This is a genomic window from Streptomyces sp. NPDC026062 (assembly GCF_055568375.1).
Genome location: NZ_JBVHOQ010000027.1, coordinates 44672 through 65255 on the forward strand (window position 1 = coordinate 44672; position 20584 = coordinate 65255).

At 72.2% G+C, this 20584-nt stretch carries 18 protein-coding genes; 5 read left to right on the forward strand and 13 right to left on the reverse strand.

Translation table 11 applies throughout. The features are described 5' to 3' along the window. Window positions 1-97: 97 nt before the first annotated feature. The 9 genes from ACZ4LX_RS23915 to ACZ4LX_RS23955 form a co-directional block, all read right to left on the reverse strand. On the reverse strand, window positions 98-1441 hold the full coding sequence (locus ACZ4LX_RS23915; RefSeq protein ID WP_467647634.1) for a cytochrome P450 family protein: 1344 nt from the start codon (window positions 1439-1441) through the stop codon (window positions 98-100). A gap of 19 nt (window positions 1442-1460) precedes the next feature. Beyond that, a complete protein-coding gene (locus tag ACZ4LX_RS23920) occupies window positions 1461-2459 on the reverse strand; it encodes a nucleoside triphosphate pyrophosphohydrolase (RefSeq protein ID WP_467647638.1) in 999 nt (332 codons plus the stop codon). Between the two features lie 33 nt (window positions 2460-2492). Further along, the gene (locus ACZ4LX_RS23925; protein ID WP_467647642.1) at window positions 2493-3149 is read right to left on the reverse strand and encodes a SurA N-terminal domain-containing protein; all 657 of its coding nucleotides are present in this window, start codon (window positions 3147-3149) and stop codon (window positions 2493-2495) included. A 226-nt stretch (window positions 3150-3375) separates the two neighbouring features. Then, the gene (locus ACZ4LX_RS23930; RefSeq protein WP_467647646.1) at window positions 3376-3825 is read right to left on the reverse strand and encodes a hypothetical protein; all 450 of its coding nucleotides are present in this window, start codon (window positions 3823-3825) and stop codon (window positions 3376-3378) included. Between the two features lie 197 nt (window positions 3826-4022). Continuing rightward, window positions 4023-4424, reverse strand: a complete 402-nt coding sequence (locus tag ACZ4LX_RS23935) for a GtrA family protein (RefSeq protein WP_467647650.1) — start codon at window positions 4422-4424, stop codon at window positions 4023-4025. Continuing rightward, window positions 4421-5389, reverse strand: a complete 969-nt coding sequence (locus tag ACZ4LX_RS23940) for a glycosyltransferase family 2 protein (RefSeq protein WP_467647652.1) — start codon at window positions 5387-5389, stop codon at window positions 4421-4423. Before ACZ4LX_RS23940 ends, ACZ4LX_RS23935 begins: the two co-directional genes overlap by 4 nt. Before the next feature lie 137 nt (window positions 5390-5526). Further along, complete coding sequence (locus tag ACZ4LX_RS23945; protein WP_467647656.1) at window positions 5527-7059, reverse strand: protein kinase domain-containing protein; 1533 nt, start codon at window positions 7057-7059, stop codon at window positions 5527-5529. Beyond that, a complete protein-coding gene (locus ACZ4LX_RS23950) occupies window positions 7056-7685 on the reverse strand; it encodes a hypothetical protein (protein WP_467647722.1) in 630 nt (209 codons plus the stop codon). Before ACZ4LX_RS23950 ends, ACZ4LX_RS23945 begins: the two co-directional genes overlap by 4 nt. Window positions 7686-7872: 187 nt before the next feature. Beyond that, window positions 7873-10092 (reverse strand): N-6 DNA methylase, encoded by a 2220-nt coding sequence (locus tag ACZ4LX_RS23955; RefSeq protein ID WP_467647660.1) that lies wholly within the window; start codon window positions 10090-10092, stop codon window positions 7873-7875. A gap of 186 nt (window positions 10093-10278) precedes the next feature. On the opposite strand from ACZ4LX_RS23955, the gene ACZ4LX_RS23960 reads away from it, so the two are divergent. Continuing rightward, entirely contained in the window at window positions 10279-11055 is a 777-nt protein-coding gene (locus tag ACZ4LX_RS23960; RefSeq protein WP_467647665.1) for a hypothetical protein, read from the forward strand. Window positions 11056-11196: 141 nt separating this feature from the next. Here ACZ4LX_RS23960 and ACZ4LX_RS23965 read toward each other — a convergent pair whose 3' ends face one another. Further along, on the reverse strand, window positions 11197-11955 hold the full coding sequence (locus ACZ4LX_RS23965) for an HNH endonuclease family protein (RefSeq protein ID WP_467647666.1): 759 nt from the start codon (window positions 11953-11955) through the stop codon (window positions 11197-11199). Between the two features lie 132 nt (window positions 11956-12087). Then, the gene (locus ACZ4LX_RS23970) at window positions 12088-12966 is read right to left on the reverse strand and encodes an SCO6745 family protein (RefSeq protein ID WP_467647670.1); all 879 of its coding nucleotides are present in this window, start codon (window positions 12964-12966) and stop codon (window positions 12088-12090) included. 116 nt (window positions 12967-13082) lie between these two features. On the opposite strand from ACZ4LX_RS23970, the gene ACZ4LX_RS23975 reads away from it, so the two are divergent. From ACZ4LX_RS23975 to ACZ4LX_RS23985, 3 genes are all read left to right on the forward strand, one after another. Beyond that, window positions 13083-13661, forward strand: coding sequence for a TetR/AcrR family transcriptional regulator (locus ACZ4LX_RS23975; RefSeq protein WP_467647673.1), 579 nt, complete (start codon window positions 13083-13085; stop codon window positions 13659-13661). A 348-nt stretch (window positions 13662-14009) separates the two neighbouring features. Next, window positions 14010-15995 (forward strand): eCIS core domain-containing protein, encoded by a 1986-nt coding sequence (locus ACZ4LX_RS23980; RefSeq protein WP_467647678.1) that lies wholly within the window; start codon window positions 14010-14012, stop codon window positions 15993-15995. 38 nt (window positions 15996-16033) lie between these two features. After that, complete coding sequence (locus ACZ4LX_RS23985; protein WP_467647682.1) at window positions 16034-16675, forward strand: hypothetical protein; 642 nt, start codon at window positions 16034-16036, stop codon at window positions 16673-16675. A 293-nt stretch (window positions 16676-16968) separates the two neighbouring features. On the opposite strand, the gene ACZ4LX_RS23990 is transcribed toward ACZ4LX_RS23985, so the two are convergent. Further along, window positions 16969-18297, reverse strand: a complete 1329-nt coding sequence (locus tag ACZ4LX_RS23990) for an MFS transporter (RefSeq protein WP_467647687.1) — start codon at window positions 18295-18297, stop codon at window positions 16969-16971. Then, the gene (locus ACZ4LX_RS23995; RefSeq protein WP_467647694.1) at window positions 18294-19037 is read right to left on the reverse strand and encodes an ArsR/SmtB family transcription factor; all 744 of its coding nucleotides are present in this window, start codon (window positions 19035-19037) and stop codon (window positions 18294-18296) included. The genes ACZ4LX_RS23990 and ACZ4LX_RS23995 overlap by 4 nt, the downstream gene beginning before the upstream one ends. A 222-nt stretch (window positions 19038-19259) precedes the next feature. Here ACZ4LX_RS23995 and ACZ4LX_RS24000 point away from each other — a divergent pair, with 222 nt between their 5' ends. Next, window positions 19260-20405: a GDSL-type esterase/lipase family protein gene (locus ACZ4LX_RS24000; RefSeq protein WP_467647697.1), complete on the forward strand. Its 1146-nt coding sequence runs from the start codon at window positions 19260-19262 to the stop codon at window positions 20403-20405. Window positions 20406-20584: the final 179 nt, after the last annotated feature.

Below are 20584 nucleotides of genomic sequence, written 5' to 3' on the forward strand. Positions count from 1 at the left end.
CCTTCCGTGTGACTGACGAGCAACTGATGAGTAGACGGTGAACCTAGCGGGACTCGAACGTGTGTCACAAGTCGATGCAGCAGAGATCACGTGAAAGTCACAGAGTTGACAGAGTGTCACCTTCACCGCGTACCGGGCCCGGCGTGAACTCCACCGGCAGCGTGCGCAGTCCACGCATGATGAGCCCGCCGCGCCACCGCAAATCGGCAGGATCCCCCGCAAGTCGCAGGTCCGGAAGGCGTGTCAGAAGCGTGGCGAGGGCGGTCTGCCCCTCCAGCCGGGCGAGCGGCGCTCCCAGGCAGTAATGGATGCCGTGCCCGTACCCGAGGTGCTGATTGTCACGCCGTGCAAGGTCCAGCGTGTCCGGTCCGCCGAAGCGTTCGGGGTCCCGGTCGGCAGCCGCCAGCACGACGAGGACGGGGTCGCCCTCGCCGACCCGCTGTCCGCCGATGGTCAGCGCCTCGGTGGCGTACCGCCAGGTCGCCAGCTCCACCGGGCCGTCGTACCGCAGCAGTTCCTCGACACCTGTGGTCAGCAGACCCGTCTCCCCCGCGGCGAGGGAGGCCTGGAGCCGTGCGCGCTGATCCGGGTGGCCCAGCAGCGTGTGGACGCTGTTGCCGATGAGATTGACGGTCGTCTCGAAACCGGCGAACAGGATGATGAAGGCCATCGCGGCGGCCTCGTTCTCCGTCAGGTGCTCGCCGTGGTCGCTCGCCCGGATCAGGCCCGAGATCAGGTCGTCCCCCGGGTTCTCGCGCTTGCGGTGGATGAGTTCGAGGAGATAGCTCCGCATCTTCTTCACGGAGCGGGCCACCCCGCCGCGCGGGCCGCCGCCGTGGCGGATCATCATGCCCGCCCATTCCCGGAAGTCGTCCTGGTCCTCGGGCGGAACGCCCAGCAGGTCGCAGATCGCGTAGATGGGGAGCGGGAAGGCGAACTCGTGGATGAGGTCCGCCTCCCCCTTCCCGGCGAACCCGTCGATGAGCCGGTCGGTCAGCTCCTGCACGCGCGGGGCGAACTCCGCGACGCGACGCGGGGTGAACGCCTTGGACACGAGACGGCGCAGCCGGGTGTGGTCGGGCGGGTCGATGTTCAGCAGATGCGTCATCAGCTCCGCCTTGCGCTCGCCCGGGATCCCCGTCTTCCCCTTGGCGTGCGCGGACTCGGCGTGGTGGGCCGGGTTCTTGGACAGCCGGCTGTCGGCGAGGGCCTCCCGGGCGTCCGCGTACCGCGTCACCAGCCAGGCCTCGACCCCGCTGGGCAGCGTGGTGCGGTGCACGGGGCTGTGTGCGCGCAGCCAGGCGTAGGCGGGGTACGGGTCGGTGGCGAACTCCCAGGTGAAGAGTTCGGGCGCGGGTGCGGCTGCGTCGCCACCGTGGGCGGGGCAGCCGGCGGGGGCGTCGGCGGGTCGGTCGGCGGGGGCGGCGGGTCGGTCGTTCACCCCCCGACGTTATCCGCTGCTACCCGACGCCCTCCGCCGCCCTGATGGCGTCCCGGTACGCACGCCCCGCGGCCCTCAGCGCCGCCTCCGGGTCGATGCCGTCCTCCTGGGCGCGCACGGCCAGGGCGAGGAGCCGGTACCCGATGCCGTCGCCCTCGTCGCCGCCCTCGCGCCCGCCTCCGCCGCCGCCCTCGGGGAGCGGCACGTCGAGTCCGGCGGTACGGACGCGGCTGGCCAGCTTCGCGGCGAGTGCCAGGCCGGGCTGGCCGAGCGGCACCCCGTCGGTGACCGACTCGCGCTGCTTCTCGATCGCCTTGGTGCGCAGCCAGTGCGCGTGGACGTCCTCCGGTGTCTCGGCGGTCTCGTCGCCGAAGACGTGCGGGTGGCGGTGGATCAGCTTCTCGACGAGGGTGGCGGCGACGTCGTCCACGGAGAACGGCTCGTCCTCGTCCTCCTCGGCGATGCGCGCGTGGAAGACGACCTGGAGCAGTACGTCCCCGAGCTCTTCGCGCAGTTCCTCGCGGTTGCCGTCCTCGATCGCCTCGACGAGTTCGTAGGCCTCCTCGATGGCGTACTTGGCGAGGCCCTTGTGGGTCTTCTGCGAGGTCCAGGGGCATTCGAGGCGGATGCGGTCCATGACCTGGACCAGGTCGAGGAGGCGGGCGCCCGGCAGATCGTACGAACCGGGCAGCAGCTCCAGGTCCGGCATCGACACCCGTCCCGAACCGGCCAGCCGGGCCAGTCCGTCCGTCAGCGGCTGGTTGCCCTCGCCGCCGGTGAGGACGACCACCGTCCGGCCGCCGGCACACGCGTCCACCAGCTCCTGCGCGTCGGGCACGCCGGGGGTGACGGTGACACCCGCCTCGCGCAGATACGGCAGCTGCGGCCGGCCGTCCTCCCCGCAGTGCACCCGGTCGGCGGCGTGCAGGGTCTGCCAGGCCGGCCAGGACAGGAGTCCGGGCGCGACGCGGTGGCTGGCGGTGAGCAGGACGATGCGGCCGGGGTCTTCAGCGTTCACACCGCCGAATCTACCCCGGCCGCCGCACGGTCCTCAGGCCCCGGCCTCCGCGGCCGACTGGGCCGGCTTGGTGACCTGGTTGATCCAGGGGGCCTTGTACTCGGCGAGCTGGATCTGCTGGTCGTTCCAGGCGCCGAAGCGCGGGTTGACGTCGACCTTCAGCGCCTTGGACGCCTCGGTCAGCGCGTCCCCGAGGATCTTCGTACCGGCCGGGGTCGTCGGGTCGGCGCCGAGTGCCTGGCCGAGCTTGGTCAGCTGGATCTGTTCGCGCAGGAAGGCGTCGATCTGGTCCGGGGCGATCCAGCGCTCCTGGAGCACCGCCGCACGCAGCCCGTCCTCCCCCTTGTACTGGGCGACGGCCTGCTGGCGCATCTGCTGGATCTCGGCACGGGAGACGGTCACTCCCGCGTCGGCCGCTGCCTTGTCCAGGACGCGGTCCAGGATCAGCCCGTGCAGTTTGGCACGGCCGAGCTGGCCGGACTGGTCGGTGATCTGGGCGGCCTGCTTCGAGGCGTCCTGCGCCTGGCGTACGTCGGCGACCTGGCCCTGCACGGTGGCCACCGTGATCCGGTCCCCGCCCACGACGGCCGCGGCGCCCGGGTGGGCCTGACTGCCGCAGGCGGCGAGGAGCGGCGCTGCGGCGAGCAGTGCGGCGGAGACGGTGAGCGCGTTGCGACGGCGGCGGTGCAAAGGAGCCTCCCGAGGAGATTGTGCGGCGGTGCACAAAGCCTTGCGGTGATCGATGCTAGAGCATCCGGCACTTGGCGGGCAGGGGAACCGGTCCGGGCCACTGATCCGGCCAACGATTCGGGAGGGATGGGGGATACGGGTGTCCGGGGGTGCGTCCCGGCGGCGCGTCCGGCCGGTTTCGGCGGGGCTCCTGTGGGGCGGGGCCCGCCCCCGGAACTCCCGGCCGCTACGCGGCCGCCGGCGCCGCCGCCAGCGGGACGAGTGCGGCCACGGCCTCCATGTCCTTGACGCCGAACCGCGGGAAGAAGACCCGCATCGCGCTCTGCGCGGACTCGTCGAGCAGGATGAACGAGTGCTTCACGAGTCCGCGCTTGATCTCGGTCCGCTTCACGTTCTCGATCAGGAACGTGGCGAGGTGCCGGTCCGGCTTCGCGAAGGTCGGGTTGGCCTGGAAAAGGAACAGGCGTTCGCGGCTGGCCGCGAGATACATGGGCTGGGGGGACGCCGCGGCGATCATCGTCCCGCCCCTCAGGACAGCCGCGGCGAGGCCCATGGCGATGTTCTTCTTGACGGAGACCTCGCTGAGGTTCACCAGCGACGTGGCCTCGACCTGCTCACCGGGCTCCAGCATGACCTCGACGGCTTTCAGCAGGGCCCGGCGTCTTCTCGCGTTCACAACACACCTCTGTGGATGGATCAGGGAAATACGGTGCGCGGCGAACCGGCCGCCCGAGGCCGCGCCGAGAGCACGCCACCTCACCGGGGCCGCACGGCGCGACGGCTTTGTCCGGCTCGACGCATATGACCGGGACACTTTGCCACACGGCCGGACCGGCTCCGTACGGTCCGCTTCAGCCGGCCCGTCCGACCGGTTCAGCCGGCCCGTCCGACCGCTTTCGGCGGTGCGTCCGGTCGCAGCATGATCGTGCGCGAGACGACGAAGGTGACGGGGACGGCGGCCGCCGCCGCCACCAGGGGGGCGTACCGGCTGCTGAATCCGGCCAGGCCGACCAGCAGGTAGACGCCACCGGTGGTGATGACGAAGTTGGCCGCGTTGGTGAGCGGGAAGAGCAGGAACTTCCGCCAGGTGGGCCGGGTGCGGTAGGTGAAGTACGAGTTGAGGAAGAACGACCCGGTCATGCTGAGGGCGAAGGCCAGTACATGTGCGGCCAGGTAGGGCAGCCAGTGCAGCAGGGCGAGGTAGCAGCCGTAGTACGTGCCGGTGTTCACGGCACCCACGAGGGCGAAGCGGACCAGTTGTGCCTTGACCGTCATCGGCGTACGGACTCCAGGGGTTCCGGCTCCGGGGCCGGCCTGCGGTTCGGGGTGTTGGTGGCCTTCACCAGGAAGTGCGGGCGGCGCTTCACCTCGTAGTAGATGCGGCCGACGTACTCCCCGACGACTCCGACCATCACCATCTGGACCCCGGCGAGGGCGGTGAGTACGACGAGAAGGGTGACGTATCCGGGGGTGTCGACGCCCTTCACCAGGGCGACGCCGACGATCCAGGCGGCGTAGACGAAGGCCACGGACATCAGGAGCATGCCGAGGTAGAGGGCGGCGCGCAGGGGCTTGTTGTTGAAGGAGAGGAGTCCGTCGAGTCCGTAGTTGAGGAGCTTGCCGAAGGTCCAGGCGGAGCGCCCCTGCTCCCGGACGGCGTTCTCGTAGCTGAATGTCGTGGTGGGGAAGCCGACCCAGGCGAAGAGTCCCTTGGAGAAGCGGTTGTACTCGGTGAGTTCGAGTACGGCGTCGGCGGCGCGGCGTGACAGCAGCCGGAAGTCGCCCACTCCGTCGACGAGTTCGACGTCGACGAGGCGGTTGATGAGCCAGTAGTAGGCGCGGGCGGTGAGGGTGCGGGTGACGCGGTCGCCCGTGCGGGTACGGCGGGCGATCACCTGGTCGTAGCCCTGGGCGTGTTCCTGGAGCATGCGGCCGACGAGTTCCGGCGGGTGCTGGAGGTCGGCGTCCATCAGGACGACGGCGTCACCGTCCGCGTGCTGGAGGCCGGCCAGCATGGCGGCTTCCTTGCCGAAGTTGCGGCTGAAGGAGACGTAGCGGGCGCGGGGGTCGGCGGCGGCCAGCTTCTGGAGGATCGGCAGGGTCCGGTCCTCGCTCCCGTCGTCCACGTACACGAGCTGGAACGCGTGACCGAGGCGGGTCATCTCGTCCGTCACGCGTTCATGGAAGCGTTCGAGAATCTCTTCCTCGTTGAAGCAGGGCACCACCAGCGAGATCAGCACGCTTGTACATCAGCCGGTCGAAGTGTCGGGAGCGGATGACGGGCGTGGCCCGGGGGCGACGTTTGGGTGAACTGGCTCCGGAACAAGCCCGGATGGACCGGGGGCCGTATCCGTTCGGCGCGCTCGCCGCAGGCGGCTCAGCCGCCTCCGACCTGTAGCTGGCGCTCCAGCCGGCGGCGCAGTTCGAGCGGCAGCGGGTGGTGCGGCCCGTACATCCGCTCGGTGTCGTACAGCAGCCCCTGGAGCTGGGCGCGTGCGCCCGCGTGGTCGCCGAGGGCCAGCAGCAGCTGGCCGATGCGGTGGCGGATCTCGTACGAGCGTGCCGGGTCGTTGTTCGTGGCGTACTGGTTCTCGTAGTACGGAAGGACCGCGCGGTACTCGGCGAGTGCGGCGGCGGGTTCGCCGAGCTGTTCCAGGCACTGTGCGGCGTCGTAGCGGAACTGCAGGGCCTGCGGGTCGGCGGGTCCGGAATCGGCGGCACGGTCGTCGGCGAGCCGGCGCAGTTCGGGCAGGGCGCGGCGGTACTGGCCGTCGTCCATCAGCGTCGCCGCGTACTGCTTGCGCAGGATGCGGACGACCGGGGAGCCCTCGCCGTGCTGTTCGGCGGCGGCGGGGAGGATGCCGCCGAGCATGTCGACGGCCTGGGTGATGCGGCCTTCGCCCAGGAGTCTCTTGACCTCGTCGACGGCGGCCGCGACGTCGGGCCGGGTGGGCAGCGGCGCGGGCCGGCCGGCCGGCGGGGTCGTGACGCGGTCGGGCCAGGGGGCGTGGGGGCGCAGGAAGGGGCGGGTCGGGTCGAGCGGGCGGGAGGGGTGTCCCGTGGTGCGGGCGGGCAGCAGGGGGGCGAGGTGTTCGTACACCTCCTGGGCGCTCGCCGGGCGGTGTTGCGGGTCCTTGGCGAGCAGGCGCAGGACGAGGGTTTCGAGGGCTTCGGGGATGTCGGGGCGGATCTGCCGGACGGGGACGGCCGGCTCGTAGAGGTGGCGGTGCAGTACGCCGAGGGCGGTGGAACCGGAGAACGGCACGTCTCCGCTGAGGAGTTCGTGCAGGAGGACGCCGAGGGCGTACAGATCGGTGTACGGGCCGACGGCGCCGCCCATGGCCTGCTCGGGGGCCATGTAGGCCGGGGAGCCGATCGGTGAGCCGGTGTGGGTGAGGCGGGTGGTGTCGTTGTCCAGGACGGAGGCGACGCCGAGGTCGAGGACGACGACGGTGCCGTCGGGGCGCACCATCACATTGCGGGGCTTGAGGTCGCGGTGGACGATCGGCACCGCGTGCACGGCGCTCAGGACGGCGCAGAGCTGGGCGGCGACGGCGACGGCCCACTGCCAGGGGTACGGATCGTGTTCGGCGAGGTGGTCGCCGAGGTCGGCGCCCTCGACGTACTGCATGACGAGGAACAGTTCGTCGCCGTCGCTGCCCGCGTCGTGGACGGTGACGAGGCCCGGGTGGTCGACCTGGGCGGTGACCCGGCATTCGCGGACGAAGCGGCGGCGCAGGTCGCCCGCGACGTCGCTGCCGACGGGCCCGGTGACCCGGTCGGGGCGCAGCAGCTTGACCGCGACCCTGCGGTCCAGGCGCTGGTCGTAGGCCGTCCAGACCTGGCCCATGCCGCCTTGCCCGAGGACCGTCGCCAGCTCGTACCGCCCGCCGACGAGACGCCCGCTCATCTGCCCTCCTCCTTACGGAGGTAGTCGCTCAGCTCGTCGAGTTCGGCGCGGACCTGGTCGAGGCGCTGGGGGTGGGGCTGGGGCTGGGGCTGGGGGCGAGGGTTGGTGGGGGGTGCCGGTTGGAGCTGAGGCGCCGGGTGGGGCTGCGGGTACTGCGGGGTGTACGGCTGCGGGGTGTAGGGCTGAGGGGTGTGAGGCTGCGGCGTGTAGGGCTGAGGGGCCGGGGGCTGTTGTCCGGCCGGCCGCATCGGCGTCGGCGTCGGCAGAGGTGTCTGCATCGGCACGGTGGGCGCGTAGGCGTAACCCGGGGCCGGCGGTGGGGGGCCGGCCATGACGTTCTGCCGCGCCGGCTCCGCGTGGTGGCGGATGTCGGCGACGATGAAGTGCGCGGGGGCGGCCACCATGGCGAGCAGCAGGAGCGGGATGAGGACGTAGTCGATGCCCTGGGGGTCGGAGTCGCTGCCGTCCCTGCCGAGGACCGGCAGCAGTACGCAGACGAGTACGAAGCCTGCCCCGGTCATCCACCAGTCGAAGGCCCTGCGGCGCACGATGGCCAGCCGGAGCAGGGGTGTCCACAGGAGCATGCCGCAGGAGAACACCGAGAGCACGCTGAACAGCACGCGCATCGACACGGTCCAGCCCCTGCTGGGGACTGCGCGCGGCGCCGTCGGCGGTTGGCCCGGGGCGTACATGGCTGCTCCTGGATACCTGGTCGTGGGAGGTCCGCGCGCACCTGGACGTGCGCGCGGAACCGAGCGTAAGGGGCGACACCGACAGGAGGCCCCGGGGTGTGCGGAACCGTTGTGGTTCCCCTCATCCCGGTGTGACCGTTCCGTCCCTTCCCGGTGTGACCGTTCCGTCCGTCAGTCCGTCGTACATCCCTTGGACGAGCCGTCCGCCGAGCTGGCCGGCGAGGCGCAGCGCGTCCTCGAACGCGGCCAGGGTGCGGAAGCGTTCGCCGTACCGCTGCTGCTCGGCCAGTGGCAGCCGGGGCAGCTGGAGGCGGCGTGCGTCGAGCCGGGTCGCGGTGGAGGCGTGGCTGCTGGCCTGGCGGTTGTTGGCGGTGCCGCGCAGGAAACCGGCGAGGAACCAGGGGTCGAGGGCGGCCGGATCGGGGCGCAGCAGCTGGAGGTTGCGGCCGAGTGCGGCGCCCGCCGTGGCGTCGTCGACGACGCGGGCGACGGAGCCGCCGCCGAGGACGGGCACCACGACGTCGCCCGGTTCGATGAGCACCGGCTCCTCGTGCGGCCCGTCGGCGGGCAGGCTCCCCGACGGGGCCGCGGAGCCGAGGACGTCGTGCTCGGTGAGCACGGGGCCGGAGCCGGTGCCGGAGCCGCCGGTGCGGAGCTGGAGGGCGCCGGCGCGGGCGAGTTCGCCGACGGTGGTGAGCGGCCAGCGGGCGGGGGCGGAGGCCTCGACGGGCGTGGGCGGGGTGAGGGCGCCGGTGAGGCCGAGTGTCGCGGAGAGCCGCTCCCGCAGCCGCGCCAGCTCGGCCGGTCCGGCGGCCGCGTTGGGGGGCGGCAGATGGCGGGCGGGTGCCAGGTCCACGGCGTCGTCGAGGAGGTCGATGACGGGAACGGCGCGGCTGGGCCGCCTTCCGCCGCCCGTGTCCCGGCTCTCTCCGCTGCCGCCTGCCGCCTTCTCCCGGGTCTTCCCCCGGCCGGCCTCCCCGTCCCGGCCCTCTGCCCTGCCGGCCTCCCCGTTACGGCCCGCGCTCTCGAACGACCGCCAGATGTCGAGTACGTCGCTGTGGACGGCCTGCCAGTCGAGCCGGTCACGCCCGGCAGGCGCGGCGGTGGGAGCCGGCGCCACGAGGGGGGGCTCCGCCGGTTCCGCGGCGTCGACGAGCAGGAGTTCCGGCGCGGGGGGCAGGCCGCCGTCCGGCTTGCGCAGCACCCAGAGATGGAGCGGGATGCCGTACGGCGGAGCGGCGCCCGCCGGAAGCGCGATGACGGCCCGCAGGGCGCCGCGCCGCAGCAGGTCGGCACGGATCCGGCGGCCGGAGCGGCGTGACGCGGCGGCCGGCGGCATCAGGAGTACGGCGGTCCCGCCCTCGCGCAGGCGGGCCAGGGCGTGCTGGACCCAGGCGAGTTCCGACTCGGTGCGGGCCGGCAGGCCGTACTCCCAGCGCGGGTCGTAGGCGAGTTCGTCGTGACCCCAGTTGCGTTCGTTGAACGGGGGGTGGCAGAGCACGGCGTCGGCGCCGAGGTGGGGAAAGGCATCGGCGCGCAGGGTGTCGCCGGTCCGTACCTCAAGGCCTCGGCCGGTGTGCGCGTCGGTGTGCAGGGCGAGCCGCAGTGCGGTGAGTGCGGCCAGGTCGGGGTCGGATTCCTGCGCGTACAGGGTGCCGGTGCCTTCGACGGCGCGGAGCAGGGCTCCGGTGCCTGCGGCGGGGTCGACGACCGTACGGACCGCGGGAGTTCCGGCCTCCGCCAGGGCGGCCATGAGTGCGGCGAGTCCGGGTGGCGTGAGGGTGTACTGGCGCGGATTGGAGTCCAGTTGGCGTCCGAGCAGGAACTCGAAGGTCTGCGGTGCGCCGGTCTCGGCGGCGAGTTCGGCGGCGGCACGGAGCAGCGGCACGGACGGCAGCAGTTCCGCGCGGCCGGGGGTGCGTACGGCCCGCCCGGGTTCCGCGGCGGGGCCGAAGCGGGCGTCGAGCAGTTCACCGAGGGCGAGCGACAGCACGCCGGCCATCGCCTCGTCCGGGACGGCGGTGAGCTCCTTCCAAGCGACAGGGCTGCTCCGCAGGAGCAACAGGGCGCCGCCCGTGTGGATCAGGGCGGCCATGGCGCCGGCCGGGTGGCCCGCGAGCTGCTGCCAGACCCGTTCGCGCAGGGGGATCTCGGCGATCTTCCCCTGCTCGCGCAGCCACAGTTCGACCGCGGACAGGGCGAACGACGGACTCGTCTCGGTGCCGCCGACGGGGTGCGGGAAGTCGGCGTACCGGCGGCGCCAGTTGCTGACGGCGGCGCGCCCCACACCCGCGAGCCTGGCGATCCCGGCAGCGGTCACCTCTGTCGAGTTCTCCGGCACTGATCTGTCTCCCTGGTCACTCGCCCCGGTAGGTCGCCCTGCGCGGGCGAGCATACCGATCCCGCCTTTGCCCAACCCGTTCACACAGCGATTCACAGAGTCCAAGGTGTTGCCTGTTGACTCGGTTCACAAGCTCTGGTCTGATGTGCGTGTCGTCACCCCACCAGCCTTCGGAGCCTTCTCCCCATGCGCCTTCTCGCCCGTACCGCCGTCAACACCCTCTGCGCCTTCACCGTGCTGGGTCTGGCCGCCTGCGGCACCGACACGCCCGCCCCGAAGGAATCCACTCCGAAGGAGTCCGCCCCCAAGGACTCCACCCCCAAGGAGTCCGGTCCCTTCGCGGACCTCTCGGGCCCGGAGGTCGCCAACAAGGCTGTCGCGGCCACCAAGAAGGTGAAGTCCCTGAAGATCGACGTCGACACGGTGTCGGACGGGGAGCGGATCTCCGCGCACCTCAGCAGCAGCACCTCCGGCGACTGCACCGGGACGATGGCCATCGGCCCGGCCGGGAGTATGGAGATCCGCAGGACCGGCGACACGGTCTACACGAAGTTCGACGAGGCGATGCTGCGCGAACAGTCCAAGGGCGAGCCCGCCGAGGACATACAGGCGGCGGTGGACATGCTCGCCGGCCACTGGCTGAAGTCGAAGGCCTCGGACCCCGACAACAAGGAAATGCTCGGACTCTGCGAACTGAACTCGCTGCTGAAGGACTTCGAGGCCAACGACACCGAGGCGAAGAAGAGCGGCAGCACCACCGTCGACGGCCGCCCGGCGCTGCGCCTCACCGAAAAGGACAGCGAGGGCACCTACACGATCCTGGTGGCCACCGAGGGAGAGCCGTACCTCCTCAAGGTCGACGCCAAGGGCGGCGAGGACCCGATGTCGATGACGTTCTCCGAGTTCGACAAGCCCGTCGTCGTGCAGAAGCCCGCCACGAAGGACATCGTCGACCCCGGCTGACCGGCCCCGGGCGGGGTGTTCACGCCCTCGCCGGCGCCACGGACGGATGACGTACGCCACGGCCGGCGGGGCGGGAGCGCCCCGCCGAACGGCCTGTCCGCCCCGGGGAGAACAGCCCCCGGGGCGGACCACCTGCCGGATTCAGGCCCCGCACAGCTCCAGCATGACCTTCTTGTCGGCGGCGGTGACCGGGAGTTCGTACTTCAGCGAGACCTGCGCGAACCGCAGCGCGTACGAGCAGCGCACCGGCTTGTACGGCGGCAGCCAGGACGCGGGACCCGAGTCGCGCTTGGCGTTGTTGGCCGGGCCGTCCACGGGCAGAAGATTCAGCGGATCGTTGGCGATCTGCTGCCGCTTGGCCTCGTTCCAGCGTGCGGCGCCCATCTGCCAGTCGTACGACAGCGGCATGACGTGGTCGATCTGGACCTTGGTCGCCTGCTGCTTGCGCCACTCGATGGTCGAACCGGTGTAGGGGTCCTTGAGGGTCATCGCGACGACCACACAGTCCGAACCGGAGCGGAGCGCGACATCCTTGCCGTCGCGGGCCAGCAGGTCGTTCCGTGTGTCGCAGCCGTTCCGCGAGAGCGGGATGCCGTCGACCGAGTCCTTCCAGGCGTAGCCGAACTTGTCGCGCTCGTAGCCGGTCTTGGGACCGCGCCCCTTGGTCGCCACCTTCTCGATGACCTTCCGGGCCGCCGCGCGGTCCGCGTCGGAGGTAAGGGGGGCGAGGCCCGGCTTCGTACCGTCGGGGTTGTCCAGCGGGCTGGCGCCGAAGCCGGTGGCCGGCCGGCCGGCCTGATCGGAACCGCCGCCCGGCCCGCCTGAGCCGGAGGTCACCTTCTCGGGGTCGCAGCCGGTCAGCGCCAGCACGGCCACCACGCCCAGCGCGGGCACGATCACTCGACAATCGCGGGGAGATATCACTCGAAGCCGTCCTGACGGGGAGAAAGTCCAACCAACCCGGGAATCCTACGGACGTCTTCCCCGTAGGGACGTGTTCATGGCATCCGCTCACCCCGGATGCGGCCCGAATCACACCTTGCCGATGCCCAGCGTCGTCTCCGAGGGCAGCAGCCCGGAGCCGATCGCCGCCACCCACAGCGGCCCCAGCAGTTCGACCAGCCGCTCCCGCCCCGTGTCCTCCAGCACCCGCCAAGGGGCCGCCGCCGCCTCGTCGGTGCGCCGTTCGACCTCGGCACGCAGCGCCCTTCCCGCCTCCGTCGCCGTACCGTCGTCCGTCACCAGCCCCCGCTTCACCAGCCGCTCACGGGCCTGCGCCCACTCCGCCCCGCCCCACCCCCGGCTGGTGAACACCTCCGGGCGCGCCGCGCCGACGGCGGCGAACGACACCAGCGCCTCGACCGGGTCGAGCTCCGCGTGCGCGAGCGCCGCGAGATGGCCGTCGCCCCGGTGTTCGCGCAGGACCGTCGCCGCATGCCAGAGCGCGAGGTGCGGTTCACCGGGCCAGGGCAGTGCGGCGTTGGCCGCGGCGAGCGGGCGGCCCGTCGTGTCGGCGGCCTCCGCGACGCGGCGCAGGAGCGCGGCGGCCTCGGCCGTCTCCGGAGCGGCGACCGAATCCCCCAGCAGCGTCCGGTACATGCGGTCGACGGCCCTGCGCCGCGCGGCGAGCACCGCGTCCGGCGAGGCGACGGACCAGACGGCGGGGACGTACTCGTCCACCATCGCCGGGCTGAAGCTGTGGAAGACCTCCGTGACCTGCCCGGCCCCGGCCCCCGCCCCCTCCTTCCCGAGCGGCGCCGCCCGCCAGGCGAAGTAGCTCGGCCAGCGCACGTCGACGGCGTACCCGAGCGCCGAGGCCTCCTCGAAGGCCTCCGGCGCGTAGTAGAGAACAGCGTGCAGGGGCTCCAACAGGTGCCACATCTGCCGTACGCGACCCAGCTCGTCGGACATGTCTCCGCCTTCCGCAGCGACTTCAATCTTGTCACTGACTAGTTGTCTCGGTGGGCCCAGAGTGCACCCGGTCCCGCAAACTTGTCAATGACTAGATTCCGCGTACGCTGCTGTCCATGAGCAGCGACCGCACCTACCACCACGGCGACCTGCGGCGGGCCGTCCTCTCCGCCGCGCTCGACGTCATCCGCACCGAGGGCCCCGCCGCGATCAGCCTGCGCGATCTGGCCCGCCGGGCCGGTGTCTCCCACGCCGCCCCCGCCCACCACTTCAAGGACCGCACGGGCCTGCTCACCGCCATCGCCGCCGAGGGCTACGGGCTCTTCGCCGACGCCCTGGCCGACGCCCCGGACCTGCGGGAGCGGGGCGTGCGGTACGTACGGTTCGCCGCCGAACACCCGGCCCACTTCCAGGTGATGTTCCAGCCGGACCTCCACCACGCCGACGATCCCGGCCTCGTCGCGGCGAAGGAGCGGGCGACGGTGGAGCTGCGTGCGGGTGTCACGGGCCTCCCCTCCGGCGGCGGGGAGGATGCCCGGCTCACCGGCGTGGCCGCCTGGTCCCTCGCCCACGGCTTCGCCACCCTGCTGCTCAGCGGGAACCTGAGCGGGGCGGTGGGCGACCGGGACCCGGAGGAGGTGTTCAGAGGGCTCGCCACAGCGGCCTTCGCTCCGGAAGAGTCTGCCGGCGGGTGACCGGAGGCGGAGCGGAGAGGCGGCTTCAGCCGTCCGGCGCCGACGGGGCAGAACGGGTTCCGGCCGTCCGGCGCCGGCGAGGCAGCCCCTGGCCTCGGGCTTTCACTCGGGGCCGCCTCGGGCTTCCGCCCGGGGCCGGTCCCGATCACGAGGGAGGGCCCGGACCAAGGCCGCCCCTTGAGAAGTTCGCGTCCGAAGATCGCAGGGCAGGCTGCCGGCATCCGGGAACCCGGTGCGCGGGACCGGGCCATGGAGGGCAGCGCGGTCTGCCCTCGCGTACCTGGTCCGCCCGGCCTTCGCACGTGTAAGCAGGACGCGTTGATGCCCGCCCGCCCGCAGGAGCAGTCCGTGAGCAGTCACCAGGTCCGGAGAGAGACCGGCAGATCCGGCCAGGACCGCACGCCGGCCCGCGGCTCCGTGGTCGGTCCGCGTGAACGGCCCACGGGTCCGCTCGCCCTGCAAGCGACGCTCGGGAACGCCGCCGTCCTCCAGTTGCTCGGCCGCAGCGGGTACCTGAACGGCCAGGAGGAACACCTGCCCGGCGCCGGGCAGAGCGAACCGGCGGCACCTGCCGTACGGGCCTCCGCCGTCCCCGACGTACTCCGCTCCCCGGGCACCCCGCTGGACGAGCCGACCCGGACCGACATGGAGGCCCGCCTGGGTGCCGACTTCTCCGGCGTCCGCGTCCACACGGGCGCCGCCGCCAGGGCTTCCGCCACCGAGATGGGCGCCCGCGCCTACACCACCGGCGACCACATCGTCATCGGTTCCGACGGCGCCGACAAGCACACCCTCGCCCACGAACTCACTCACGTCATCCAGCAGCGACAGGGGCCCGTCGCCGGCACCGACCGCGGCGACGGGATCCGGGTGTCGGATCCCCACGACCGTTTCGAACGCGAGGCCGAGGCGAACGCGCGCCAGGCACTGTCGGGCCCGGCCCCCTCGCACGGGCCCGAGACCGGCCAGGCACCCGGGCCGGCGGTCCGGGCCGTCGGCTCACCGGTGCAGCGCGCGGCTTCGGGCGCGGCCGGCCTTCCGGTGGTCCAGCGATGGACCAGCGGCACGATGAGTGGTGACGACCCGGTGTTCACGGAGGACAACGGGCGGGCCGGGACCGTGGAAGTACACAACCTGTCGGGCAGACCGCTCGACCCGGCCGCCAACTCCCCCTCGGTCGAGCCGGTCGGCTGGCGGGAGCTCAGGAACGACGGCTACACCAAGATGGCACCGGGTGGCGAGAAGCCCGTCGGAGCGCCCTACCGTGCCGTCCGCATGCACTTGTTCAACGGGCGGCTCGGCGGCCCCGGCGACAACTGGCGCAACCTCGCGCCCGGACCGGGAAAGCTCAACTCGCAGATGTCGGCGCAGGCCGAGGACCCGGCGAAGCGGCTGGTCGATCTGGGCCACAAGGTGTGGCTGAGGACCAGCGTGAGCTACCAGGACAACAACACCAATGCCACGAACTTCGCCTCGGTCGTCCCCAACCGCATCACGATGGAGTGGGGTGTCGAGAACGACCCGACGACCAGCCAGCGGTGGGTCTCGCCGATCATCCTGCCGGTCGACCCCCTCGCCCCCGCGCAGGTTCTGAGGTTCAGTGCCTGGACGGGTACGGCACAGCAGTTGGTCCAGGAGATGCAGGGGCCGGGCGTCAGCGACCAGATGCGCGCCCAGGTGCTGGGCCTCGTTCCGAACGACCAGCTGAAGATCGCGCTGCTGGAGAGTTTTCCCCCTCTCTACCGGGGCGCGGAAGACCTCGACCAGGCGCGCTACATCCTGGTCCACCCCACAGCGGCCGACCAGGTGGCGTTCGTCCGGCGCATGGGCATCACCGTCCAGGACCTCTACCCTCAGGCCCTTCGCCCGCTGTACCGGGCCGGACGCCAGACAACGGCCGAAGAGCTGTTCCGCAACTGGGGTCTGAGCGACGACGACCAGCGGAACATGGTCTTCCACTACGGCGAGGAACTCCTCCAGACGATCGGCATGGCTGGGGTCGAGCTGGTCGAACGCCTGGGAGCCAGGGGATACATACTCATCAAGTACTACTCCGAGCCGGATCAGATGGTTCTCCTCGACACCCTGCGTCAGCGGGGCACACTGGGCACCCTGCTGACGCACGCGACCTCGCCCACCGAGCGGAACACGCTGCTGGACCGCTGGGCCCTCCATCAGGGGCACACCACGTCGGACGACAAGAGGAACTTCATCAACATGTCGGGCATAGTCCAGGCGCACCGGACGGCCTACGCGACATGGCTCGTCAGGCAGGACGCCTCCCTCGCCTACCGGAGCAATCGCCCCACGAGGCAGAACGCCCCCGCCGTGTGACGGGTGACCACGGAACCGGACGACAGTAAGGACAACTCGTGACGGTCGACCACCGGCAGCAGATCGCCGAACGCGTGGCGTGCCTGCGTGCCACGCCCGGCTTCTCGGTGCGTGCGTACGAAATCGCGCCGCCCGTCACCCCGGCCGAGATGGCCTCGGTCACCGCGTCCGCCCAGGGCCGCCTTCCCGTCGGCGTGGCCGAGTTCTACGAGGAGCTGAACGGATTCCGCCTTGAGTGGGAGTACGCCTCCGCCGACGCATCCGCCGACACGGACGGGGCCCCGACCGACTTCGGCTCGGTCCATGTCCTCCCCCTCTCACGCGCCTTCGCCGAAGGGCTGGGCGAGACCTGGTACGACGACTTCGAGGGCGGTGACCGCTTCCGGGCGGTCAAGCCCTTCGACGTCTACGCGCCGGAAGCCTGCGCGGCCTTCCTCATGGAACCCGGCCACGCGCCTCGGGACGAGGTGTACTTCCACTACTTCGGCGAGGCACTCAGCCCTCTGAACCTCACTTTTCCCCAGTACCTGCAGGGCGCACTCAGCTCCTGCGGCTACGTCGACTGGCGCATGGCACTGACCCCCGACAACCCGAAGCTGCCCCAGGCCCGGTCCATCCTGGAGCGCATGCGGGCGATCATCCCCGGTTTCACCGAGCTGCCCCGGCCCGGTTCGGTATAGGCCGCGAACTGGACCTGCGTACCCTCTGATGGCGACGCCGCAACCCCCTCGGAGAGGCCACACCGGGCTACCGTGGCGCGGCACTCCAGTCCTACCTGCCTCAGCCGCCGTCCCTGACACGTCACACGGTAGGTGAGCCGGCGGCACTCCGGGCCGGCCTGTGGTGCGGCAGCCCGACGGCGACGCCTGCTCGGGGCGCGGGTTACTCCTCGTACGTGCGTGGGCAGACGACTTCGGCGTCGACGATCACATGGTCGGCGAGACCGTGTGGCCGGCGTTCAAGACCTGCCCGCTCACTGCGGCACCACCCGGTCCGCACCTCGTTCCTCCGCCGCCCTCTCCCCCTCGCCCTCACCCGTATCCGCCCGCGCCAGGGTCCGGATGCGGGGAACCGGTGAAGGCAGCAGCCACAGCACCGACATCGCCCCGCCCACCGCGGCGATGACGAGCGTCGTCCGCAGTCCGGTGGCCGTGGCGAGGGCGCCGCCGACGACGGCGCCGACGGGGCGGATGCCGTAGTTGACCGTGCTGTACGCCCCGGCAACCCGGCTGCGCAGCCCGTCCGGGATCACCGTCGCCTGGAGCGAGTTGAGGTTGACGTCGAACAGCATGACGCCGAAGCCGGAGACGAACTCCGCCCCGGCCAGGGTGGTGACGCGGAGCCAGAGGGGGCCGTTCGCCGCAGCGGCGAGGGCGAGCGGGGCGGGGAACAGCACGGCCCCGACGGCGATCGTGCGGCCCACGCCGAGGCGGCGGGAGACGGCGGGCGCGCAGACCGCGCCGAGCAGCGCCCCGGTCGCCCCGACGCCGAGCGCGAGGCCGATCATCCCGGCGGACAGGCCGAGGCTCCGGGTGGCGAACAGCACCAGCAGCCCGCTGCCCGCGACGAACGTGAAGAAGTTGACCGTGGCCGCGCAGCCCAGCGTGGCCCGCAGAACCGGGTGGCGTACGACGAATGCCAGGCCCTCGCGGGCACGTCGCAGCAGGGGCGCCCGGGGCGTGCCCGGGGAAGCCGTCGGCGTTTCACCGACCGGGACCTTGCCGATCAGGAGCGCCGACGCGAGGAACGTGAGAGCGTCCACCACGACGGCCACGGGTGCGGTGAGCGCCTGGACGAGGGCACCGCCGATCGCGGGGCCGGCCACCTGGGAGACCGAACGGCTGGCGCTGAGCCTGCTGTTGGCGTCGACAAAGGAGTCACGCGGGACCAGGCGCACGAAGAACGGCGGGTACGCCGTGTTGAACAGCACCCCGGCGGCGCCCGCCAGGATCGCCACGGCGTACAGGTGGGTGAGTGTCACGGCTCCCAGCGCGTAGGCGGCGGGCAGGCTCAGCAGGAACGCGGCGCGCAAGAGATCCGCGAGGATCATCAGGCGTCGCTTGCCGGGCCGTTGGTCCACCCAGGCGCCCAGGACGATCGCCAGGAGGTTGGGGGTCCAGATGAGCGCGGTCAGCCACGCGACCTGGTTGGCCGACGCGTCCAGGGCGCCGACCGCGATCAGCGGCAGCGCCAGTTCGGTGATCCGGTCGCCGAACTGGGACACCGAGTGCCCGGCCCAGAAGCGCCGGAACCCCGGGTCCCGCCCGAGGGATATCGCCCCCGCCCCGTCCGGCGCGGTCACGGTGTCCGCCCCGGTGCGCCCTCGCCGCCCCGCCCCTTGCCCGTCTCACCCGGCTCCCCCGTCTCACCCGGCTCCCCTCCCCGCCCGGCGCCCGTCTCGTTCCCCTGCCTCGCACTCTCCTCGCCCCGCCCCGCGCCCGTGCCCGTCTTCTCCGGCTCCGCGCCCTCCGGCAGGACGTACCGCAGCAGCCGTACGCCCCGGCTGTCCGCCGGGCAGTCGGCCGGGGCGCGGGTGGCGTACGGGGCGAGGATCCGTTCGATCGCGTCCTGGATTCCGGCCAGTTCACCGGCGGAGACCGTGACCCGGGTGCAGGCCAGCCCGGCCGGTCCGCGCCAGGCCGGTTCGAGTGCGGGCTCGACCTCCGCCGCCCAGCGGTCCGGAAGGTCCGCGTAGCGCAGGAACATCTGCCGTGACAGCTCCCGCGCCGCCGCCCTGCCCTCCTCGTCCGCCGGGTCGGCCGGCTCGTCGAACCGGAAGCCGCGCGCCACCGCCTCCCAGCGGCGGCTGCGGCGGTCGGGGCCCGGCTCGCTGTCCCGGACCAGCCCGAAGGACGCCAGATGGCGCAGGTGCCAGCTGGTCACCGAGGGGGTCGCGCCCACGTGCGGCGCCAGTTCCGTCGCCGTCGACGGCCCCTCGCGGCGCAGCCGGTCGAGGATCGCGAGGCGTACCGGGTGCGCCAGAGCACGCATCGCCTGCGGGTCGGTGATCTCGATGTCACCCATGCGGTTACTGGAGTCCATGACCTGAGAGGATCCTCTCACATTTTATGAGAGTCAACTCTCACGTTGCCCGAGGGGGCCATGGTCGAGTTCCCGGCGTCCTTATCCGCCGTTGCCCGGAGCTCCCCGGGCTCCCTCACCCCACTGGTCCATTCGGCTGCAAACAGGGCGGCGGCCTTCACCTCCCGGCGTCCGGCTGCCGACAACTGCGGCATGATCATTTCTCCTTCACAGCGTTCCAAGATGCTTGCGGCAGCAGCCGCCGCGGTCTGTGCGGTCACGGTGTCGGGCGCGATGCCCGCTTCGGCTTCCGGGGACGCACCGGCCGCCGCGGAAGCGCCGTTGCTCGTGTCCCTGGGCGACAGCTTCATCTCCGGCGAGGCCGGCCGCTGGGCCGGCAACAGCAACGAGAGCCAGGACGGCCGGGCCGGCACCGACCGGGCCTGGGACCCGGTGGCCGACGACAGCGATCCGCACCGCGTGTACGGGGAGTCCTACGACAGCGGATGCAACCGCTCCGACGTGGCCGAGGTCCAGTCCGTCACCCTGGACGTCCGACGCCTCAACCTCGCCTGCTCGGGCGCGACTTCACAGGCGGTGCTGCTCCCCGAGAACGGCGGCGCGCCGTTCAAGGGCCAGCCCTCGCAAGCGGGGCAGCTGGAGGAGGAGGCAACCGGCGCGGCACTGCGCGCGGTCGTCGTCTCCATCGGCGGCAACGATCTCGGCTTCTCCGACATCATCACCAGCTGCGCGACCAGCTTCCTCAAGCCCTTCGGCGGCTCCCCGTGCGCGCCGGACGCGTCCCAACAGGTCGCCGAGCGCCTGCCCGGGGTGCGGCAGGCGGCCGTCAACACGCTCGCCGACGTGAAGACCGCGCTCGACCGGGCCGGCCATCCGGCAGGTTCCTACCGGCTCGTCCTCCAGTCCTACCCGTCCCCGCTCCCCGACGCCGCCCGCATGCGCTACCCCGGCGAGAAGTACGACCGTCTCACCACCGGCGGCTGCCCCTTCTTCGACAAGGACCTCACCTGGGCGCACGACGACCTGGTCCCCCGGATCAGCTCGGTCCTGGCCGAGGCGGCCCGCGAGGGCGGCGCGGAGTTCCTCGACCTGTCCGGGTCCTTCGAGGGACGCGAGGTGTGCTCCACCGACACCCGGCAGGCCGACGCCGCCCATCCCCCCACCGGCGAGACCAGTGAGTGGGTCCGCTTCGTGACCACCGGCGCCGGACAGGGCCAGCAGCAGGAGTCCCTGCACCCCAACAGCTTCGGCCAGCAGGCTCTCGGGAACTGCCTGACCCTCCAGCTGGAGCAGCCGTCCGCCGGCCACCGCTGCGCCAACACCGCCGGGCAGGGACCCGCCGCGATGCGGCTGGAGCCTCTCGGCTGACACCGCGGCCGAGGCCGCACCACTCGCGCGGGACCGCCCGTGTGCGGGAGGGGGGGGGGGGGGGGGGGGGGGCCCCCCCCCCCCCCCCCCCCCCCCCCCCCCCCGGGGCCCCCCCCCCCCCCCGCCCCCCCCCCCCCCCCCCGGGGGGGGGGGCCCCCCCCCCCCCCCCCGCGCCGGGC

Excerpts from the sequence above, each read along its gene's own strand:
- ACZ4LX_RS23995 (WP_467647694.1), bottom strand. The coding sequence starts at position 19,037 with ATGGACTCCAGTAACCGCATGGGTGACATCGAGATCACCGACCCGCAG.
- ACZ4LX_RS23975 (WP_467647673.1), top strand. The coding sequence starts at position 13,083 with ATGAGCAGCGACCGCACCTACCACCACGGCGACCTGCGGCGGGCCGTC.
- ACZ4LX_RS24000 (WP_467647697.1), top strand. The coding sequence starts at position 19,260 with ATGCTTGCGGCAGCAGCCGCCGCGGTCTGTGCGGTCACGGTGTCGGGC.
- ACZ4LX_RS23935 (WP_467647650.1), bottom strand. The coding sequence starts at position 4,424 with ATGACGGTCAAGGCACAACTGGTCCGCTTCGCCCTCGTGGGTGCCGTG.
- ACZ4LX_RS23960 (WP_467647665.1), top strand. The coding sequence starts at position 10,279 with ATGCGCCTTCTCGCCCGTACCGCCGTCAACACCCTCTGCGCCTTCACC.
- ACZ4LX_RS23950 (WP_467647722.1), bottom strand. The coding sequence starts at position 7,685 with ATGCGCGTGCTGTTCAGCGTGCTCTCGGTGTTCTCCTGCGGCATGCTC.
- ACZ4LX_RS23945 (WP_467647656.1), bottom strand. The coding sequence starts at position 7,059 with ATGAGCGGGCGTCTCGTCGGCGGGCGGTACGAGCTGGCGACGGTCCTC.
- ACZ4LX_RS23970 (WP_467647670.1), bottom strand. The coding sequence starts at position 12,966 with ATGTCCGACGAGCTGGGTCGCGTACGGCAGATGTGGCACCTGTTGGAG.